This is a genomic window from Microbacterium sp. ZW T5_56 (genome assembly GCF_044987425.1).
Lineage (GTDB): Bacteria > Actinomycetota > Actinomycetes > Actinomycetales > Microbacteriaceae > Microbacterium.
Genome location: NZ_JBJDRI010000014.1, coordinates 53996 through 70453, shown reverse-complemented (window position 1 = coordinate 70453; position 16458 = coordinate 53996). Strand labels below are relative to the sequence as shown.

Below are 16458 nucleotides of genomic sequence, written 5' to 3'. Positions count from 1 at the left end.
AAACCACGGACCACCTCCCGCACGCGCTGGTCCTCTCTCCCCGGTTTGCGGGCCGAAAAATACCAGGGGGTGGTTGGAGCGTCATGGGGCCTTCTCCCGCGTCATAGCGCGGCTCTGGGCGCTCCGGCGGCTATCCCTTTTCGCCCCTCGTCGGAAGCGCCGGAGATACCTGCACGGAGAGTGCTCGAGGGCACGCGCGATGGGGGTACCTCTGCCGCCCGGGGGAGAGAGGACGACTCGCGCGGGGAGTCGTCCTGGTTTCCGGAGTCTCTGGATTTTTCGAGGGGGCGGTCGCGGGGTCAGGGTAGGTTCATGCGCCGTCGCGAGATGACTTGATCAGCTCCCGCAACTCAGGCGACGCTGGTTCGCCGGGGCCAGCAGACATTACCGAGCTCGCATAGTGGCGCGCCGCTCGGCCCTTGAGTATCCGGACCGGTCGAGCGTGCTGTTGGATCAGAACCCGGTGCACAGTTCGGAGCGGATTGCGTGAGCTTCGCCAAGTGAGGTGAATGACGACGCCCCCACCTTCCGGGTACGGTTGCCATATTTGATTCGGCCGAGGATCGCCGGACCACTGGTGAGCGACACGGTCGTGCATACTGATCTCTCCGGCCTCACCAGGCTGCAGAGACTGAATCCATGGATTCGATCCATCGCCAAAGCTGGGTAGGCCATGGCTGGTGAGACCGAGAGGGCGATAGAAGATAGTTCCAGCGGGGCGCCCACCTATGTTGCGGATCGAGTACGTCGTCTCTGTCGGCGTGCTTGAGTATGTCGTCTCTGTGACCTTCGCACGAGTGAAATAGGCAATGGCGAGCCCGGCGAGGGTGATGAGGATCGCAAGCAACGTAACGACGTCCGCGGTGCGGCCAAGGATGAGCCAGCCATCGACAACAGGCTGTTCGACTGTCTGCATTCCATCAGACTGCCAGGCTCCAAGGGGTCGCGATGGAGCAAAGGGGTGAGGGCTCCCGGTCTGCTGGAACCGAGAGCCCTCTGTTTTGCCTCGTGACGCCGCTGCTGGGCCGTGGCCAACCAAGGCGGAGAAACCAAACCGCGGGTGCCAGCGGCAGCGTCACGAGGGTTCTATCCGAACGCCTTTGCCCAGAGGGCTTCCTCTGCCGACACCTCGCCGGCGGCGTGTCCGATCTCGGTCGTGGGCAGGGCGGTGTTCGGTGCGAGGGACTGGATCAGCTCTGTGGCGCTGTCTTCTGCCTCGTCGAGCAGCTTGCGCAGACCGGTCGCGCTGTAGGGCGTGATGCGGCCTTCGCGGAGTGCTGTGGCGATCACGGCGTCACGGCGGCTCTTGGTCTGTTCCTCGCGTGCGCGGCGGCCAGCTGCGGCGTCGGCGCGGAGCTCGGCGAGCATCCCCTCGTCCATCATCACCATGCCGGGCACGGTCGACGGCAACGGTGCTGCTTCCGTCTGCGCTGCCATCGCTGGTGCGGTGGCGGATGCTGCGGCGAGCATGGGCGCGGGTGCGTGTGCGCGCCCCTGGAATCGGAAGCGGGACAGATCGAACGACGACGTCGCGGCGACGGTCTCGCCGTCGTCGCCGTCCCACGAGGTGGCGAGCCCGGCTGCAACGGCTTCCTCGGCCGTGTACCAGGTCTCCGCCTCCATCAGCGCTCGCCACTGCTCGCGGTTCCCACCGGCGCGCGCGGCGTAGATGTCCGCGTAGCTGTCGGACAGCTTGTGCAGCACCCCGGCGGTCTTCTCCAGATCCGCGGCGTTGCCCCACGCGAAGCCGGACGCGTCGTGAATCATCATCTGCGCGCCGCGGTTCATCGTGATGGTGTCGCCGGCCATGGCGATCGCCGACGCCGCGGACGCCGCCAGGCCGTCGACCACGACGTTCACGCGGGCGCGGTGCTCGCGCAGCGCGTTCATGATCGTGATGCCGTCCCACGCCGCCCCGCCCGGGCTGTTGATGTGGACCGTGAGATCGTCGACGTCGAGCGCGGCGATCTCGTCCACGAGGGTCTTCGGCGCGAGGCCGCCCCACCAGGACTCACCGATTTCGTCGTAGATGTACACCTCTGCGACCGGCGGTTCCGTCTCCGCCGCGGCGCGGGTCTCGATTCGGAACCACGGCCGGGGCGTTCGATGCGTCACGGGGTGACCTCCTTCGTGTCGACCAGTCGTGCGCCCGCGAGGGGCTCGATGACGACGGGCACCGTGACGCGGCGTGCACGGGGCTCGTAGGCGTCGCGCTTGTGCACTCGCTCGATCGCGACCTCGACGCCGAACTTGCCCGCGCTGACGTAGCCGGGAGAGTTCAGCTTCTCGTCGGCCATGCCACCGAGCAGGCGGCGATCGAACAGCCATGGGTCCGAGCCCACGACGTGCTTGGATACGACCCACGTCCAGCCGAGCAGGTTCGGCGGGATCTCGCCGGTTAGCATCGGGTTGTTGCCCTCGCGCGGCAGGACGCCGGCGTTGAGGAACATCCCCATGACGTGCGCGTACTCGAGCGGCGACAGTGCGACGGTGTCGAGGTTGATCCCGAGGTCGAGGTCCTCCTTCTGCGCGCGGGCGACGAGCAGAGACGTGATCACGCCCTCCACCGACGTCCAGGCGGCGTTCGCGGTCAGCGTCGACGTCACCTTCGACGCGATGGTTCCCCACGCGGTCTGATCGACGTGACGCACCACCGTGTTCGCGAGGCGTTCCAGCGTGCGATCCAGGATGTCGCGGCCCTGACGTGCGAGGGCCTCATCCGTGATCTCGGTCTCGATGCCCCACTTCGTGGTCGTCGCGGCGTTGATCTCTCCACGGGTGATCGTCGTTATCGGGTATTCGGCGCCGGGTGCGACGGCTTCGGGCTCGCGGTCCGCGAAGACGCTCTCGCCGGTCTCGTAGAGGATCGTGCCGCCGCGCGCCTCGAACCGTGCCTGCAGCAGGAAGTCCGCGATGAACTTGTGGTCGAGCAGCGTGGCGAGCTGCTTCGCGATGATGTTCGGGCGAGACAGCAGCAGGTGAATTTCCGCGTTGGTCAGCTCGCTGACGGGGGTCTCCAGCGGGTACGTGTACGTGGCCATCAGTGGGTCTCCTCGGGGAACAGGTCGCGGTAGACGAGGTCCATGAGGCGGGTGGCGTACTTCTCCGCGTTCGGGCCTTCCAGCAGGGCGCGCGCTTCGCGCAGCTCGTCGCTGATCGGGGTGGTCGGTGTTTCGGACATGAGGTCCTCCAGATACGTGGGATTCAATGTCACGCGCCACCGGATGGTGTGCAGCGTGCGTCCCACGGGGACCCGCTGTCCGGTCCGCGAGCAGCCTCTGGCACATTCTCGGAACCGACCCCACCAGGATACGCGAGAGCCCCGACCCCGTGCCGTGCAGACACGCGCCGGGGCTCCCACACGCCGCCTTAGCGGGCGAGGTATGGCCGCTCCTCGATGAGGCGCTGCAGCCGCCTCAGCAGGTCGGTGAAGTCGATCGCACCATCCGGGAGCGTGACCGCATCCAGACCGATCAGCGAGTCGAACAGTGACGCATCGATCAGCATCGTCCCCACATACCAGTCCAGCAGCTGACGGGTGTTCCTCTCCGACACCCGCAACCGCTTCCGATACGTCGCCGCCTCACGGTGAACGCGCTCAACCTTGCACCCGTCACACCGGCACCGGGCCGGGTGCTGCTCAGTCGATCCGCTCACAGCTTCAGCTCCTTCTCCCACGACGCCCGCAACGCGTCCCACTCCGCCGCCGTCAGCAACCGCGACACCAGCGCGAAGCCGCCCGGCACCTGATAGAGCGCGTTGCTCTTGGCGATCATGAGGAGGTAGCCGTTCGGCCCGCTCTGCTCGAATGAGAGGTTCCCCGACGGGTGCGCACCACCCGCCGCGGACACTGACCGACGCAGCAGGACACTCGACGGCCCCGCTGTCGGGTCCGCGAGATCCAGATCGAGCCGCCACGTCGGCCACGACCCACTGACCACCCGCATGTTCGGTCCCAACGTGGTCGACGGATGAGTGGCCGGGTTTTCCACCGTGACGTGGAACGATGCACCGCTGTACTCGAACTCGTACGCCTCAGCCATCACAACCTCCCTTCGTCGAACATGCGATCCCACTCGGCCATCTCAGCCTGCTGCTCCGGATATGGCTTCGCGGCATGGAGCCGATACGCCTCCGGAGTGATCCGGAACATCCGGCCCTTCGGCGTCAGCATCAGATTCCAGTACGCCGGCTCAGCCGCAGCCGCGCGCGCGGCCTTCCGCGCCGGATACGGCTTCGATGGGTCTTTCGGATCGACGCACCGGAAGATCTCGCCCAGCGGCTTCTCGTCGATCGGCGCGGACAGATCCCAGAACCACGTCGGCCAGGACCCCACGATCGCGGTCGTGTTCGGCGGCCGCGTCGTCGTCGCCGTCGAATCGAGGTCGTCGATCTCGACCTCCCAGGTCGTCAGGTTCGTCTTCATCACGTACTTCTCAGCCACCGGATGCTCCTGCCTCGGATGCCGTCTCCAGCGCGCTATGTCTCGGGCAGCACGACGCTCCCCGGCGGTATCCCTCTCCGCCACCTATCCCCGAACCGAGAGGCTGACTATGGACCCGCTCATCGACTTCTTCACGAACTGCGACACCGACACGTGGGAGCAGGTGCGCCCGTTGCTCTGGCTCGCTCGCCCGTTGCTCCGACACCTGTTCCGCGGCCTCTCGCGCGCGTACCGTGGTCGCGCTGGCAACCAGCCACAACGAACCATCTCCACGACCGGAGGCCAGCGACGACACCCGACCATCCACCCGCTGCACGTCATCAGCCAGCGCCGCCGGGAGGCGGCAAGATCGCGAGCACGCTGTGTCGAGACGATCAAGCTGCTGCCGTGCACCCGACGCGAGGTCGCGTTGAGCCTCCTCGCCGGAGGGGCATCGAGCAGCAAGCTGCCCGATCCGTGAGATCAGGGATGAGCTTTCACGGATCCCAGATCGGTGCCGGTCGGGTGCGCAGCTGGACGCGAGTCTGCGGGAGCGATCTCCGGCAGAGCGCCCGCCGCACATGTCTTTACCCTCCAGACCGATAGTCCGACATGTTGACCACCTTGAAGTTGTCCCGGTAATCCGACATGTTCGACCCCTCCGACATGTCGCCTGAGCGGACATGTGTGAGTGCTCGTGAGTCACCGAACCGATACCGAGTCGCGCGCCCCTGCCGGCCAGGTTCGTCCTCGATGAGAACACCGAGATCGCGGAGGCGAGCCTGTGCCTCGATGATCTGCGAACGCGAGATCCGGAGGTGGCGGGAGAGGTGGGTCTGTGGGCACCACGCGACCCCGCTCTTGTCGACGTGATCGAGGAGCGCGAGGAGCACGAGCGCTTCCACCTTCGTGAGGTCGAGCTGACCGATGCCGCCGCGCAGCAACCAGCGGGTTGTGATTCGTGCCACACGCTCACACCCCGCCTTCGCGGTCGCGCAGCGCCTCGTCTACGGCCGCAGGACGCCGCAACGTCCGTGAGGTGGCCAGGTGCGCCGTGGACGCTTCCAGCAGCCGCATAGCGACGTCCTTGGCCTCCTCGGGGCTCATCGGCTGCTCGTGCCGCACGGTGATCCCATCCGCCGTCACCACGACGTTCGCGCCGCTCATGACTCCACCGCCAACGGCAGCGTGAACCGCGGCTCCGGCACCTGCAGAGCGAGATCCAGCAGACGGGCCGCGAGCGCGATCGCCGCGTGCTTGTCCAGCTCGATCACCGGCTCCCATGCCGTGTCCAGCAACACGATGTGAACGTCGGCCGGATCGTCGACAGCATGGGACAGGACAGCGGTCTCAGCGGCTCCCTGAGCCTGCCACTCGGCCTCGGTCATCGTTGGCTCGGTAGGGGCGTCTTCGCGCTTCCACGAGCGTCGTGCGCGGTCCTCGGCACTCATGCCGCCACCACCTTCGTGCGCTTCGCGTTCGCGGCCACACACGCCTGCTGACACCACGACAGATCGTTCATGAACGCAGCCACCTGCTCCGGCGTCCCCATGAAGTCGTCCGCGTACACCTCCACCTGCCACGGGGCCGCAGCCTCCGCCACGGGACGCCTCACCCGGATCTCGTACCGGGCGCCGGTCGTCCTCGACAGCATCTCCTCGGCGCAGTGATCTTCGATCACCGAATGCCACCCCTCCGAGCACTGCGGCTCGTCACAGACCAGCGCGGGCTCAGACGTACGGCCGTCCACGCGCCGGTACTCCGCGAACAGGTACCGCGGCGACCCGTTGAAGTCCTCGATGCGATCCCACCCGTGCCGGAGGAAGTAGCCGGCCTTCGCCTGCTCGATCACCTCATCCGCATCGGTCACATCGGCGATCGTCGCGCCCTTGTACAGCACCACCCGGAACTGCTCGACGCCGTTGTCATCGGTCAGCATCACGATCCGGCACGCGGACCGCCACAGACGGCCACCAGAGCGCACGTCGACGGCCTGGCGGTCCGTCTTGACGTCGTGGTAGGTGGTCGAGAGGTGGGCGAGGTTTCCCGCCGCCCAGTCGACTTCCTCCGGGGTGACGTCGGTGGTGCGCTGCACGATGGTGAGGTCGCGCTCATCGACGTCCGGTGTCACACTGGTGTCGATCGTTCCCTGACCTGGGTTGATGATCTCGCCGGAGACGGCCGTTCCAGCGGCCTCTCCGGCTTCCTCGTTCTGCAGGGTGTATCCCTGGGCCCGCATCATGTCCCGCAGCGCCTCCAGCGCCACAGGGTCCTGATCCAGCGCCACGGTGCCGACACGACCCGAGGGGGAGATCCACGTCTCCACGGCCGGCGTCGCGAACATCAGGACGCCGCCGACTCGAACGCGGCGTCGATGAACGCCTGCAGGTCATTGCGGCGAACCATGCGACGGCCGCCGACCTTCCCGGACTTGATCGCTTCCGTGTGGATCAGCCACCGCACAGAGCCGGGAGAGCGCCGCAGAATCTCTGCGACTTCGTCCACGCTCAGCAGTTCGCCGAATGTCGTTCGTTCCATGTGTTGCCTCCTACACAAACTCGACCGATCTGTGTCGTCGGCCTTGGGTGGCATGACGCTAACACAAAATTGGCTGTACTGTGTAGCCCATGCCTCAACTTGCCCCAGAAGTGTTGGGAAGACAGATCGCGCGCTATCGGAAAATGCGCAAGCTTTCCGCTGATGAGCTCGCGCAACGTGCGGATCATGGTCTGACGCGGTCGATCATCGCGAACCTTGAGAACGGCCGAAAGCGTGACGTGACGACGGCTCAGCTGCTTGCGCTCGCATACGTGCTTCACGTCAGCCCGGTCGACCTGTTGTTCGACCTCCGTATCCCGTACGCCTACGTCGAGCTGATCCCGGCAGGAGAGGGCCGCGACGAAGTGCGCTCGCCAGTGTGGACGACGCGCGAATGGGTAGGAGGTCGACTGAACAGCGTCGAGTTGTCCCCGCTCGTCAACCGAGAGCCGCTGTCGGACGACGACGTGGAAGCAGCTGGATGGCTTGCGGCTGCGGATCGCAACCTCGCGAGGGATATCCAGCTGCGTAGCACGCTGATGATGCGTGCGGAGCGCCTTCGCCTGGAGATTCACATGGCGACTGTCGAGGCTCATGCGAAAATCCGCGCGGATGTTTGGGTTTACTCTGACGATGAAGCTGCGCAGGAGGCGGCGCTCCGTACGCCCGCCGTGCTCGCGTTGAAGGAGCAACTGCGTGACGTGCACGCTGAGCTTTACGAGCTCGAAAGCTCGCTGCGCACGCGCCAGGTGAATCTGGACAACCCCGTCCACCCGGACCAGCGTGTTCCTGCAATGGGGTGGTGAACAGCGGTGGTGACCCCCACGCGGTACGCGCTACGCCGTCCCGTCAAGAACGCGGATGGCACCACTCGCCGCGACCCTGACACCGGCAAGACGATGAGCGAGCCCACCGGCGTCGTCGTGTGGCGCGCACGTTACAAAGGCCCCGACGGGAAAGAACACACCCGCCACTTCCCGATGAACAAGAAACGGGACGCGCAACGCTGGCTCGACGAGCAGACCGCCGCGACCGTCACCGGCCAGTTCGTCAACCCACGCGCCGGGAACGTCACCTGGACCACCTGGACGGCCGAATGGGTCGAACGGCAGGTCTGGGCCGATGGGACCGTGGAAGCCGCTCAGACGGCGCTACAGAGCGTCCCCTGGGGTGATAAGACCCTCAATTCGATCCTCACCGTCGACGTCGACACGTGGATCAAGCGCGAGACGCAACGCGGACTCGCCGCCAGCACCATCCGCACCCGCCTCAACTACATCCAGATGGTATTCAGGGGCGCCGTCCGCGAGAAGATCATCGCCACGAGCCCCGCCGTCGACGCCAAGCCGCCACGCGTGCGCAAAGCGGAAGCCGCGATGGAGATCCTCACCGCCGAACAGGTCAGTGCAGTCCTCGAGGTCGCTGGACACTTCCGCGGCTTCGTTGAGGTGTGCGTGTACGCCGGCCTCCGACTCGGGGAAGCCGCGGGACTCCAGATCGCGGACGTCAACTTCCTCGGCCGCGTCATCAATGTGCGCCGCCAGATCCAGGGATCGTCCCTCGCGTCCACGAAGCCCGTGCCGCCGAAGTTCGGCAGCGAGCGCGCGATCGACGTCCCCAGCGACCTCACCGCGGCGCTGTCCGCCCACATCAAGGACACGCGGATCTCCGACCCGGGCGAGTACTTGTTCAGGACGCCGCTCGGCCACCTCTACCAGCGCAACAACGCGGGCGAGGAATGGCGGAAGATCCGGACCCGCGTCGGCCTCCCCGACACGGTGACGCTCCACACGCTGCGGCACACCTACGCCTCGAACCTCATCGCCGCTGGCTGCGATGTCGTGACAGTGCAACGCGCGCTCGGTCACTCCACGCCGTCAATCACGCTGAACGTGTACGGCCATCTCTGGCCAACGGCGGGGGACCGGACGCGCGCTGCAGCTGCGTCGTTCATGGAGTCTGTCGCGAGTTTCGCGGACTCACCGCGGACTCAGAACAGGAAACCCCAGGTCGGGGGATAGGTTTACCGGTAGTTGATGAACTGCAGATCCACGTCGAGGTCGGCGGCCTTGAGCAGGCGGATGACCTCCTGAAGATCATCGCGGCTCTTGGACTGCACGCGCAGCTCGTCGCCCTGGATCTGGCTCTTGACGCCCTTGGGGCCCTCGTCGCGGATGATCTTGCCGATCTTCTTCGCGTTCTCTTGGGAGATGCCGTCCTTGATCGTGGAGACGATGCGCACCTCCTTGCCGCTCGGGGTCGGGTCGCCCGACTCGAGGCTCTTCAGGGAGATGCCGCGCTTGATCAGCTTGGACTGGAACACGTCGAGGACGGCGAGTGCGCGCTCCTCGGTGTTGGCCTTGATCAGGATGCTCTCACCGCTCCAGTCGATGGAGGCATCGGTGCCCTTGAAGTCGTAGCGCTGCTCGACTTCCTTCTTCGCCTGGTTGAGTGCATTGTCGGCCTCTTGGTGGTCGACCTTGGAAACGATGTCGAAACTACTGTCGCTTGGCATGTCGCCAGTGTATCGGCGGGCCCGGAAAAGGCGGAAGAACAGTCGCCATCATTCTAGCGCTAGAATAGCTGCATGACCCTCACTTCGGCGGAGCTCACGATCCTCGGGCTCGTCATCGAGCAGCCCCGCCACGGGTATGACCTCGAGCGCATCATCGACCAACGCGGCATACGGCAGTGGACGGACATCGGGTTCTCGTCGATCTACTACGTGCTCGCCAAGCTGGAGAAGCGCGGCCTGGTCGGATCCGATGCTGCCGCCGCGGGACCCACCTCGCGTCGCGTCATGCATGCCACAGCGACAGGTCGGGAGGAGGCGCGCGTGGCCGCCGCCGAACTGCTGGAGCACGCCCGCCCAACGGGCAACCCGTTCCTCGTGGCGCTTGCGAACCTGGACCTCGTCGGTGCGAGCTACTCGGATGCGCTGCGCGCGCGGCTCAACGAAGTGGACGCCCGGCTCGCGGCGATTCGAGCAGCCGAGCAGAGTCAGCAGCCGCTTCCGCGCGCGGCCCGTGAGGTGTTCGCCTACTCCCTCAATCAGTGGGAGGCCGAACGTGCTTGGCTCATCGAACGAACAGGAGAGAAGTAATGCACACCGATCACACACCGCTCGCCGGTGGCATTCACTGTGAGACGTCGACGCTTCGTGTGCTTTTCGCGGGGGCGGGCATCGACCTGTCTGAGCCGATGCTGTTCGGACTGGGGAGCGGGTTGTCCTTTGTCTACTGGGATTCTCGGCGGCAGCCGGCCCCGTTCATCGGCGGACGGGTGAAGCCCTTCGAGATCGCTCGGTCGGTGGCCGTGCGGTGCGGTGTGGACCTGGACGTGCACGAGACGGCATCTCCGCGACTCGCGTGGGAGAAGGTGCGCGGCGCTCTGGATCAGGGACTGGCCGTGGGACTCCAGCTGGACAGCTATTACCTGGAGTACTTCACTTCTCGGGTGCATTTCGCCGGGCACTTCGCGGCGATCATCGGATACGACGATCGGAGTGCTCATCTGGTCGATACGGCGCAACAGGGAGGGAGGGTGTCCACGAGTCTCGATAGCTTCGCGCAGGCGCGATCAGCCCGCGGCCCGATGTCGGCGCGCAACCGCTCGTTCACGGTTCACGCCGGACCTCCCCGAGATCTTTCGTCGTCGATCGTCGATGCCGTCACCGCGACAGCTGTCGCGTACCTGAACCCACCCATCGCGAATGTCGGCGGACGTGGTGTGCGCACGGCGGCGCGAAAGCTGCCCGCCTGGCTGGATCGCGTGGCCGACCCATCCACTGACCTGCCGCTGATCGCCTCGCTGATGGAACGTGGGGGAACGGGCGGGGGACTGTTCCGGACCCTCTACCGCGACTTCCTCGTGGAGGCTCGAGACGTCGTCGCACCCGATCTCGCTGAGGCCGAGGCCGCGGCGTGGGGCGAGAGCATCGATCTGTTTGCCGAATCGGCCGTGCTGTGGACCCGTGCCGCCGAGCTCATCGAGGCCGCCGGACGCGAACGTGAACCGCGGCTGCTCGCGGAGGCGAGCACAGTGCTGAACACGATCGCGGACAGGGAGACCACTGCCATGGAGCGGCTTCGCACCCTCGAACACCGCAGTGTCCGACCCCGCCTCTAGACTGACCGCACGAGGAGAACAGCCGGGGACGAGGCTGGCGATCTCGCTGAGGGAGGACCACGGATGATGCTCACACCGCACCACGACGGCTCGGCGCTGTATGTCTCGGATGATGCGCCTCAACTCGGTGACACGGTGCGTGTGCGGGTCCGCGTGCCCCTCGAATTCGGACCCCTCGCCGCGGTACGCACCCGGTCCAATCCCGATCACGAGCCGGCCTGGACCGAGGCGGAACGCATCGGTTCTGCTGGTGGATGGGATTGGTGGGAGGCGCCGGTCACGGTGGCGAACCCGCGGCATGGCTATCGCTTCCTCTTTCTTCACGAGGACGGACTGGTTCAGTGGCTGAATCAATCTGGGCTCCATGTCGGGGAGACCCTGGACGGTGAGGATTTCGCACTCGTGACCACCGCAGCGCCGCCCGCCTGGCTGCACCGCTCGGTGATGTACCAGATCTTCCCCGACCGCTTCGCACGATCGGCCGCAGCCGACGCTCGGCCCACACCGGACTGGGCGATTCCGGCGGAATGGGACGAGCCGGTCGATCCCGTGATGCCCGGTCGCACACAGCAGTTCTACGGCGGCGACCTCGATGGCATCATCGAGCACCTGGACCATCTGCAGGATCTGGGCGTCGATCTCGTCTATCTCACGCCGGTCTTCCCGGCGGAGTCCAACCATCGCTACGACGCATCCACCTTCCGTCACGTCGACGAGCTCCTGGGGGGAGACGAGGCATATGCGCGCCTGATCGCGGCCGTGCACGAGCGCGGAATGCGCATCATCGGCGATCTGACCAGCAACCATTCCGGTGACAGCCACGAGTGGTTCCGTGCGGCGAAGGGCCATCCGGAATCCGTGGAAGCCGGTTTCTACTACTTCACCGACCCGGAGTGCACCAGGTACGAATCCTGGCTCGGCTACGACACGTTGCCGAAGTTCGACTGGTCGAATGCCGAACTGCGCCGCCGCTTCTATGAGGACGACGACTCTGTCGTGGCCCACTGGCTGCGAGAGCCGTTCGGCATCGACGGCTGGCGGGTTGACGTGGCGAACATGACCGGCCGTCTCGGTGCCATCGATCTCAACGCCGAGGTGCGCCAGGGCCTGCTGCGTGCTGTCATGTCAGTGTCCGGTGAGCGAATCCTGCTCGGCGAGTCGACGAACGACGCGCAGAGCGATCTGCAGGGAGACGCCTGGCACGGAGCGATGACGTATCCCTCGTTCACCCGCCCCGTGTGGGGGTGGTTGAGTGAGCCGACCCGCGAGCCCTATCTCGAGTCCGACGGCTCGGCGTCGACGGATCCGTGGTTCTTCACCCAGCCCGTCGGCGGAATCCCACGCTACTCGGGCACCGATGTGGCGGCCGCCGTCACCCGATTCACGGCGGGCATCCCATGGCGGGTGCGCCTCGGCAACATGCAGCCGCTCGACACGCACGACACGGCGCGGTTCGCGACCAACGCAGCCCCCGCAACGGTGCCCGTCGCGGTCGGACTGTCCCTGACCCTGCCCGGGCTGCCGGTGGTCTTCGCGGGTGACGAGTACGGCCTGACCGGGGCCGATGGCGAATCGAGCCGCACGCCGATTCCCTGGGGCACCGAGGTCGAGCCGAGTGTCGCTGAGCGGATCGCCCTGTACAGAGATCTCATCGCACTGCGGCGGCAGCATGGCGCGCTCGCCACCGGCGGGATGCGGTGGGTGCACGTGTCGGATGAGCTTCTGGTGTTCGTGCGCGAGAGCGCGGAGGAGACCATGTTGATCGCTGCGGCCCGGTCCACGGCGGTTGCTGAGATCGATGCTCGCGCTCTCGCGGGGTTCTCGGAGGCCGATCCGTTGTTTGGTGACGCGTCCCTTGTCGCTGCGGACGGCGTTGTCCGAATCGAATTCGAGGGTCCCGGCTTCGGCGTGTGGGTGCTCCCGGGCGTCGTGGTCCCGACCCGGGCGGCGTGAGAGGCTCCTAGACTCGCCGACGGAGGCTTCATGCGAGGAATGACCGAGGATGACGCGCGCGCAGCATTGGCGAACGCGTCTGACAGCGAGCGCGAGCTGATGGCGGTACCCACAGCCTTTCTGATCCTGGATTGGGATCACATGGACTTCGTCGCCTGGCGTGATCCGCGCACGCGAGATCGCGCGTACCTGATCGTCGAGCTCGATGGGCACCCCACCGGGATCATGCTTCGCGCGGCGACCGGCTCCAGTCGCGCGCGGGCCGGGGTCTGTAACATCTGCCATACGATGCAGCCGGCCGACCAGGTGACGATGTTCACCGCACGCCGAGGGGGCAAGGCGGGGGAGCGAGGCGACGGCATCGGCACGTACATGTGCGCCGACCTCACCTGCCACGACGCCGTTCGGCTGGCAGCACCGCTGGCGCCCGGTGAGGTCCGCGGCGATGTGAATCACCGCCTCGACGGCACGCGCCGACGCGCGGAGGACTTCGTGCGTCGCGTGTTGGAAGACGCATGAGCGCCGACCGGGTGGTGGTGATCGGTGACGCGCTCATCGACGAGCTGCGCGATCCGCGCGGCGTGCGTGAGTTCATCGGCGGCGCCGCGCTCAACGTCGCTGTTGGCCTGAGCGTGCTTGGCGTGCCGACCACGCTGATCGCGATGGTGGGCGACGACGAGCCGGGCGAGCGTATCCGCGAGCTTCTGGATGCGTATCGTGTGGAGCTTCTCGCGAGCCCGTCGTCGCTGGGTACTGCGCGTGCCGTCAGTGAGCGGGGTCCATCGGGTGAGCCGGTCTACGCGTTCTCGGAGGCCGCGCGTCAGCGGATGATCCGCTACGGCGAAGCGGAACGGGCGGCGATCGGTGCGGCACCGATCACGGTGGTCAGCTGCGTGGCGTTCGACGACGAGGAGCAGACGAATGAGCTGACCGACGCCGTCGGTGGGACTCCTACGCGGCTCGTCATCGACCCGAATCCGCGCGCCGGGATGATGCACGACCGCGAGCGCTTCATTGCCGGGTTCGAAGCGTTGGTGCCCGCAGCGGCGCTTGTGAAGATCGGCGACGACGACGCGCGCCTGTTGTATCGCGCGAGCCTGCCCGAGATGCGCGATCGCATGCTCGACCTCGGGGCTGCGGCGGTTCTCTCAACGGCCGGTGCGGATGGTGCGCGTGTTGACAGTGCTGGCCTCAGCGTTGCCCGGGGGATCTCAAGTCTGCCGGGGCACATCGTCGACACGATGGGTGCCGGTGACGCCACTCTTGCGACGATGGTGCGGGCGCTGCTGCTCGAATCCGCCCGTGATGCCACGGGATGGGAACAAGCCCTCGCTGAGGCCATGGATGTGGCCGCAGCGACGTGTCGGGCGGAGGGTGCGCTGCTGCGCCTACCTCGCGCGAACGAGGGTGATGAGGCGCACCGCATCGATACCTGAGACCCGCTCCTGATCTGCCGATTTTTGGTCGGGCCGATGGTCCGGTAGTATCAATACTCGCGCCTCTGGTCGGCTGTACAAGTTGGTCGGGTGCGCACCTGGCGGGTTTCCCAAGCGGCCAAAGGGATCTGACTGTAAATCAGACGCGTAAGCTACGGGGGTTCGAATCCCTCACCCGCCACCAGATTGAAAAATGCCCCGAGACCGGGGCATTTTTTGTTTCCGATGTTGGTGTGAGGCGTTCGCGAGAACTGTTGCTCCTCCAGATCACATCGCTGGGCCAAAGGCTCGCGCCGAGCGGCGGCCTCGCATTGAATAGGTTGCGGCAGGCCCCCACATCAAACCAAGGGCCATGTGTCCGCGGGAGGTGCGACTGCTTGCGATGACAGGCCAGACCCGTCTCTCTTGCGGTACTCACCGTCGAGCCGCGGCGCCGGTGCGATGGTCGGTGTGTGTGTCCGGAGCCCTCAGAGCATCGTCGCGACGCGGGCGTACTCCGATCCGCTTCGCGTTCGCTCGAGCTCGCCGTAGTCGACGAGATACCGTCTCAGCACGGCCACGTCGGGAGAGAATCGCTCGAGCCTCTCGTTGAGCTCCGCCTCCGAGAGCACCTCATCCTCGCGCATGCAGGTCCGAGCGACGAGCGCAAGCAGCTCACCGCGCTCTGTGAGGTTCGCAGGGTAGGTGGCGATGGCACCGTCGGCCGTCAGGAATCGCTCGATGCCCGTCCGAGCGGGCGGAGTCGCCGCGGCACGCAGCGCGCGCGTGAACGCCGCAGGTTCGACGTGCATTTGCCCGTCGCTGTCCTCGCGCACCATCCCGGCGCTGAGAAGTGCCGAGCGCACGTGATTCGCTCGCGACGGGGAGAGCGATTCCAGAAACTCGACCGCACCTGTGTGGCCGTGAAGCACGACATGTGCGAACAGCTCGCGGGCGGCATCATTGGCCATCGCCGCCAGGATAGGGCGCCAGGCGTTCGCGGAATCGTCACTCATCGCTGCTCTCCTTCATGTCGGAGTTCGATCAGTCTGCCATTGACCTGAACGGCCCTCCGACGACTGGCCTTGCGCTATGGGGAAACTGTCGTCTGAGTCGCCGGCCGCTGACCGGGTCGCGGGCGGTGGGACCCCGTTTAGGCTGGCGGCATGAGCGTTGACCTTCGTGACCTGGCTGTTGACATCGCGCACGAAGCCGGCGAGCTTGCCGCCCGCCGACGCGCGGAGGGGGTGCGCATCGCGGCGACGAAGTCCACGCTGGCCGACATCGTCACGGAGGCCGACCGTGAGGTCGAACGGCTCATCCGTGACCGGCTCGCGAGGGAGCGGCCCGCGGACGGCATCATCGGCGAGGAGTACGACCCCGTTCCCGCTGAGGGACTGACCTGGATCGTCGACCCGATCGACGGTACCGTCAACTATGCCCAGGGCCTGCCGTTCTGGGCCGTGAGTATCGCCGTGGTGTCCGGCCCCGCGCGCGTGGGTGAATGGACCGCTCAGGCGGGCGCGGTCTTCGCTCCAGCGACCAACGAGATGTTCAGCGCGGCGCTCGGTGCGGGAGCGCGATTGGACGTGGGGGACGGCACGAGTGTTGCCCTGCAGGTTGCGGAGCCGAGTGCCGCGGGCGAGCTGGTGGCCACAGGCTTCGGATACGACCGGTCGACGCATGCGGCGGATCTCGCGGAGATTGCGCGACTCCTGCCGTTCGCCCGCGATCTGCGTCGCTTCGGTGCCGCATCGCTCGACCTGGCATCGGTGGCTGCGGGGCGTATCGACGCCTATTCCGAACGTGATCTGAAGGCGTGGGATCACGCGGCAGGAGCTCTGTTGGTGACCGAGGCTGGGGGAGCGGTGTCGTTCCTCGACACCATGGGAGCGCGCCCACGAATCGTCGCCGGGTCTCGGCCGGCCCATGATCGAGTGGTCGCCGCGCTGAGGGAGTGAGGCGCTGGATCCTGAACGGGGTTCACCCTTCGGATGGCTT

General features: G+C 66.4%; 22 protein-coding genes and 1 tRNA gene. 10 read left to right on the top strand and 13 right to left on the bottom strand.

Annotated elements, in window-relative coordinates; genetic code table 11:
• Positions 1 to 1086 precede the first annotated feature (1086 nt).
• From ACI3KU_RS08810 to ACI3KU_RS08785, 6 genes are all read right to left on the bottom strand, one after another.
• Positions 1087 to 2115, bottom strand: a complete 1029-nt coding sequence (locus tag ACI3KU_RS08810; protein ID WP_404921940.1) for a head maturation protease, ClpP-related — start codon at positions 2113 to 2115, stop codon at positions 1087 to 1089.
• Complete coding sequence (locus ACI3KU_RS08805) at positions 2112 to 3041, bottom strand: hypothetical protein (protein ID WP_404921939.1); 930 nt, start codon at positions 3039 to 3041, stop codon at positions 2112 to 2114. Before ACI3KU_RS08805 ends, ACI3KU_RS08810 begins: the two co-directional genes overlap by 4 nt.
• Complete coding sequence (locus ACI3KU_RS08800; RefSeq protein WP_404921938.1) at positions 3041 to 3181, bottom strand: hypothetical protein; 141 nt, start codon at positions 3179 to 3181, stop codon at positions 3041 to 3043. The genes ACI3KU_RS08805 and ACI3KU_RS08800 overlap by 1 nt, the downstream gene beginning before the upstream one ends.
• 188 nt (positions 3182 to 3369) lie before the next feature.
• The gene (locus ACI3KU_RS08795) at positions 3370 to 3555 is read right to left on the bottom strand and encodes a hypothetical protein (RefSeq protein WP_404921937.1); all 186 of its coding nucleotides are present in this window, start codon (positions 3553 to 3555) and stop codon (positions 3370 to 3372) included.
• Positions 3556 to 3653: 98 nt separating this feature from the next.
• Positions 3654 to 4043, bottom strand: coding sequence for a hypothetical protein (locus tag ACI3KU_RS08790; protein WP_404921936.1), 390 nt, complete (start codon positions 4041 to 4043; stop codon positions 3654 to 3656).
• Complete coding sequence (locus ACI3KU_RS08785) at positions 4043 to 4444, bottom strand: hypothetical protein (protein WP_404921935.1); 402 nt, start codon at positions 4442 to 4444, stop codon at positions 4043 to 4045. The genes ACI3KU_RS08790 and ACI3KU_RS08785 overlap by 1 nt, the downstream gene beginning before the upstream one ends.
• A gap of 109 nt (positions 4445 to 4553) precedes the next feature.
• On the opposite strand from ACI3KU_RS08785, the gene ACI3KU_RS08780 reads away from it, so the two are divergent.
• Complete coding sequence (locus ACI3KU_RS08780; protein WP_404921934.1) at positions 4554 to 4904, top strand: hypothetical protein; 351 nt, start codon at positions 4554 to 4556, stop codon at positions 4902 to 4904.
• 106 nt (positions 4905 to 5010) lie between these two features.
• Here the strand turns inward: ACI3KU_RS08780 and ACI3KU_RS08775 are convergent, their stop codons facing one another.
• The 5 genes from ACI3KU_RS08775 to ACI3KU_RS08755 are packed head-to-tail and all read right to left on the bottom strand — an operon-like array spanning position 5011 to position 6961.
• Positions 5011 to 5391, bottom strand: a complete 381-nt coding sequence (locus ACI3KU_RS08775; RefSeq protein WP_404921933.1) for a helix-turn-helix domain-containing protein — start codon at positions 5389 to 5391, stop codon at positions 5011 to 5013.
• A 4-nt stretch (positions 5392 to 5395) separates the two neighbouring features.
• Positions 5396 to 5590, bottom strand: coding sequence for a hypothetical protein (locus ACI3KU_RS08770; protein WP_404921932.1), 195 nt, complete (start codon positions 5588 to 5590; stop codon positions 5396 to 5398).
• Positions 5587 to 5874, bottom strand: coding sequence for a hypothetical protein (locus ACI3KU_RS08765; protein WP_404921931.1), 288 nt, complete (start codon positions 5872 to 5874; stop codon positions 5587 to 5589). The genes ACI3KU_RS08770 and ACI3KU_RS08765 overlap by 4 nt, the downstream gene beginning before the upstream one ends.
• Entirely contained in the window at positions 5871 to 6767 is an 897-nt protein-coding gene (locus tag ACI3KU_RS08760) for a hypothetical protein (RefSeq protein ID WP_404921930.1), read from the bottom strand. Before ACI3KU_RS08760 ends, ACI3KU_RS08765 begins: the two co-directional genes overlap by 4 nt.
• The gene (locus ACI3KU_RS08755) at positions 6767 to 6961 is read right to left on the bottom strand and encodes a helix-turn-helix domain-containing protein (protein WP_404921929.1); all 195 of its coding nucleotides are present in this window, start codon (positions 6959 to 6961) and stop codon (positions 6767 to 6769) included. The genes ACI3KU_RS08760 and ACI3KU_RS08755 overlap by 1 nt, the downstream gene beginning before the upstream one ends.
• An 89-nt stretch (positions 6962 to 7050) precedes the next feature.
• Here ACI3KU_RS08755 and ACI3KU_RS08750 point away from each other — a divergent pair, with 89 nt between their 5' ends.
• Together ACI3KU_RS08750 and ACI3KU_RS08745 are read left to right on the top strand one after the other, a co-directional pair.
• Positions 7051 to 7767, top strand: coding sequence for a helix-turn-helix domain-containing protein (locus tag ACI3KU_RS08750; protein WP_404921928.1), 717 nt, complete (start codon positions 7051 to 7053; stop codon positions 7765 to 7767).
• Between the two features lie 6 nt (positions 7768 to 7773).
• Positions 7774 to 8982, top strand: a complete 1209-nt coding sequence (locus ACI3KU_RS08745; protein ID WP_404921927.1) for a tyrosine-type recombinase/integrase — start codon at positions 7774 to 7776, stop codon at positions 8980 to 8982.
• A 2-nt stretch (positions 8983 to 8984) separates the two neighbouring features.
• On the opposite strand, the gene ACI3KU_RS08740 is transcribed toward ACI3KU_RS08745, so the two are convergent.
• Entirely contained in the window at positions 8985 to 9476 is a 492-nt protein-coding gene (locus tag ACI3KU_RS08740; RefSeq protein WP_404921926.1) for a YajQ family cyclic di-GMP-binding protein, read from the bottom strand.
• A gap of 72 nt (positions 9477 to 9548) precedes the next feature.
• Between ACI3KU_RS08740 and ACI3KU_RS08735 the strand changes: the two genes are divergently transcribed.
• The 6 genes from ACI3KU_RS08735 (at position 9549) to ACI3KU_RS08710 (ending at position 14662) form a co-directional block, all read left to right on the top strand.
• Positions 9549 to 10064, top strand: a complete 516-nt coding sequence (locus tag ACI3KU_RS08735; protein WP_404921925.1) for a PadR family transcriptional regulator — start codon at positions 9549 to 9551, stop codon at positions 10062 to 10064.
• Entirely contained in the window at positions 10064 to 11089 is a 1026-nt protein-coding gene (locus ACI3KU_RS08730) for a BtrH N-terminal domain-containing protein (RefSeq protein WP_404921924.1), read from the top strand. Before ACI3KU_RS08735 ends, ACI3KU_RS08730 begins: the two co-directional genes overlap by 1 nt.
• Positions 11090 to 11152: 63 nt before the next feature.
• Entirely contained in the window at positions 11153 to 13042 is a 1890-nt protein-coding gene (locus tag ACI3KU_RS08725) for an alpha-amylase family glycosyl hydrolase (protein ID WP_404921923.1), read from the top strand.
• Positions 13043 to 13072: 30 nt separating this feature from the next.
• The gene (locus ACI3KU_RS08720; RefSeq protein ID WP_404921922.1) at positions 13073 to 13561 is read left to right on the top strand and encodes an FBP domain-containing protein; all 489 of its coding nucleotides are present in this window, start codon (positions 13073 to 13075) and stop codon (positions 13559 to 13561) included.
• Positions 13558 to 14478, top strand: a complete 921-nt coding sequence (locus tag ACI3KU_RS08715) for a PfkB family carbohydrate kinase (protein ID WP_404921921.1) — start codon at positions 13558 to 13560, stop codon at positions 14476 to 14478. Before ACI3KU_RS08720 ends, ACI3KU_RS08715 begins: the two co-directional genes overlap by 4 nt.
• 100 nt (positions 14479 to 14578) lie before the next feature.
• Positions 14579 to 14662, top strand: a tRNA-Tyr gene (locus tag ACI3KU_RS08710).
• A 283-nt stretch (positions 14663 to 14945) separates the two neighbouring features.
• Here ACI3KU_RS08710 and ACI3KU_RS08705 read toward each other — a convergent pair.
• Positions 14946 to 15473 (bottom strand): DUF2087 domain-containing protein, encoded by a 528-nt coding sequence (locus ACI3KU_RS08705; RefSeq protein WP_404921920.1) that lies wholly within the window; start codon positions 15471 to 15473, stop codon positions 14946 to 14948.
• Positions 15474 to 15623: 150 nt separating this feature from the next.
• On the opposite strand from ACI3KU_RS08705, the gene ACI3KU_RS08700 reads away from it, so the two are divergent.
• Entirely contained in the window at positions 15624 to 16418 is a 795-nt protein-coding gene (locus tag ACI3KU_RS08700; protein ID WP_404921919.1) for an inositol monophosphatase family protein, read from the top strand.
• Positions 16419 to 16458 lie beyond the last annotated feature (40 nt).

Bases quoted from the DNA above. Each gene is read 5' to 3' on its own strand.
- ACI3KU_RS08805 (WP_404921939.1), bottom strand. From the start codon at position 3,041: ATGGCCACGTACACGTACCCGCTGGAGACCCCCGTCAGCGAGCTGACC.
- ACI3KU_RS08800 (WP_404921938.1), bottom strand. From the start codon at position 3,181: ATGTCCGAAACACCGACCACCCCGATCAGCGACGAGCTGCGCGAAGCG.
- ACI3KU_RS08790 (WP_404921936.1), bottom strand. From the start codon at position 4,043: ATGGCTGAGGCGTACGAGTTCGAGTACAGCGGTGCATCGTTCCACGTC.
- ACI3KU_RS08780 (WP_404921934.1), top strand. From the start codon at position 4,554: ATGGACCCGCTCATCGACTTCTTCACGAACTGCGACACCGACACGTGG.
- ACI3KU_RS08770 (WP_404921932.1), bottom strand. From the start codon at position 5,590: ATGAGCGGCGCGAACGTCGTGGTGACGGCGGATGGGATCACCGTGCGG.
- ACI3KU_RS08765 (WP_404921931.1), bottom strand. From the start codon at position 5,874: ATGAGTGCCGAGGACCGCGCACGACGCTCGTGGAAGCGCGAAGACGCC.
- ACI3KU_RS08760 (WP_404921930.1), bottom strand. From the start codon at position 6,767: ATGTTCGCGACGCCGGCCGTGGAGACGTGGATCTCCCCCTCGGGTCGT.
- ACI3KU_RS08755 (WP_404921929.1), bottom strand. From the start codon at position 6,961: ATGGAACGAACGACATTCGGCGAACTGCTGAGCGTGGACGAAGTCGCA.
- ACI3KU_RS08750 (WP_404921928.1), top strand. From the start codon at position 7,051: ATGCCTCAACTTGCCCCAGAAGTGTTGGGAAGACAGATCGCGCGCTAT.
- ACI3KU_RS08740 (WP_404921926.1), bottom strand. From the start codon at position 9,476: ATGCCAAGCGACAGTAGTTTCGACATCGTTTCCAAGGTCGACCACCAA.
- ACI3KU_RS08735 (WP_404921925.1), top strand. From the start codon at position 9,549: ATGACCCTCACTTCGGCGGAGCTCACGATCCTCGGGCTCGTCATCGAG.
- ACI3KU_RS08730 (WP_404921924.1), top strand. From the start codon at position 10,064: ATGCACACCGATCACACACCGCTCGCCGGTGGCATTCACTGTGAGACG.
- ACI3KU_RS08725 (WP_404921923.1), top strand. From the start codon at position 11,153: ATGATGCTCACACCGCACCACGACGGCTCGGCGCTGTATGTCTCGGAT.
- ACI3KU_RS08720 (WP_404921922.1), top strand. From the start codon at position 13,073: ATGCGAGGAATGACCGAGGATGACGCGCGCGCAGCATTGGCGAACGCG.
- ACI3KU_RS08715 (WP_404921921.1), top strand. From the start codon at position 13,558: ATGAGCGCCGACCGGGTGGTGGTGATCGGTGACGCGCTCATCGACGAG.
- ACI3KU_RS08705 (WP_404921920.1), bottom strand. From the start codon at position 15,473: ATGAGTGACGATTCCGCGAACGCCTGGCGCCCTATCCTGGCGGCGATG.
- ACI3KU_RS08700 (WP_404921919.1), top strand. From the start codon at position 15,624: ATGAGCGTTGACCTTCGTGACCTGGCTGTTGACATCGCGCACGAAGCC.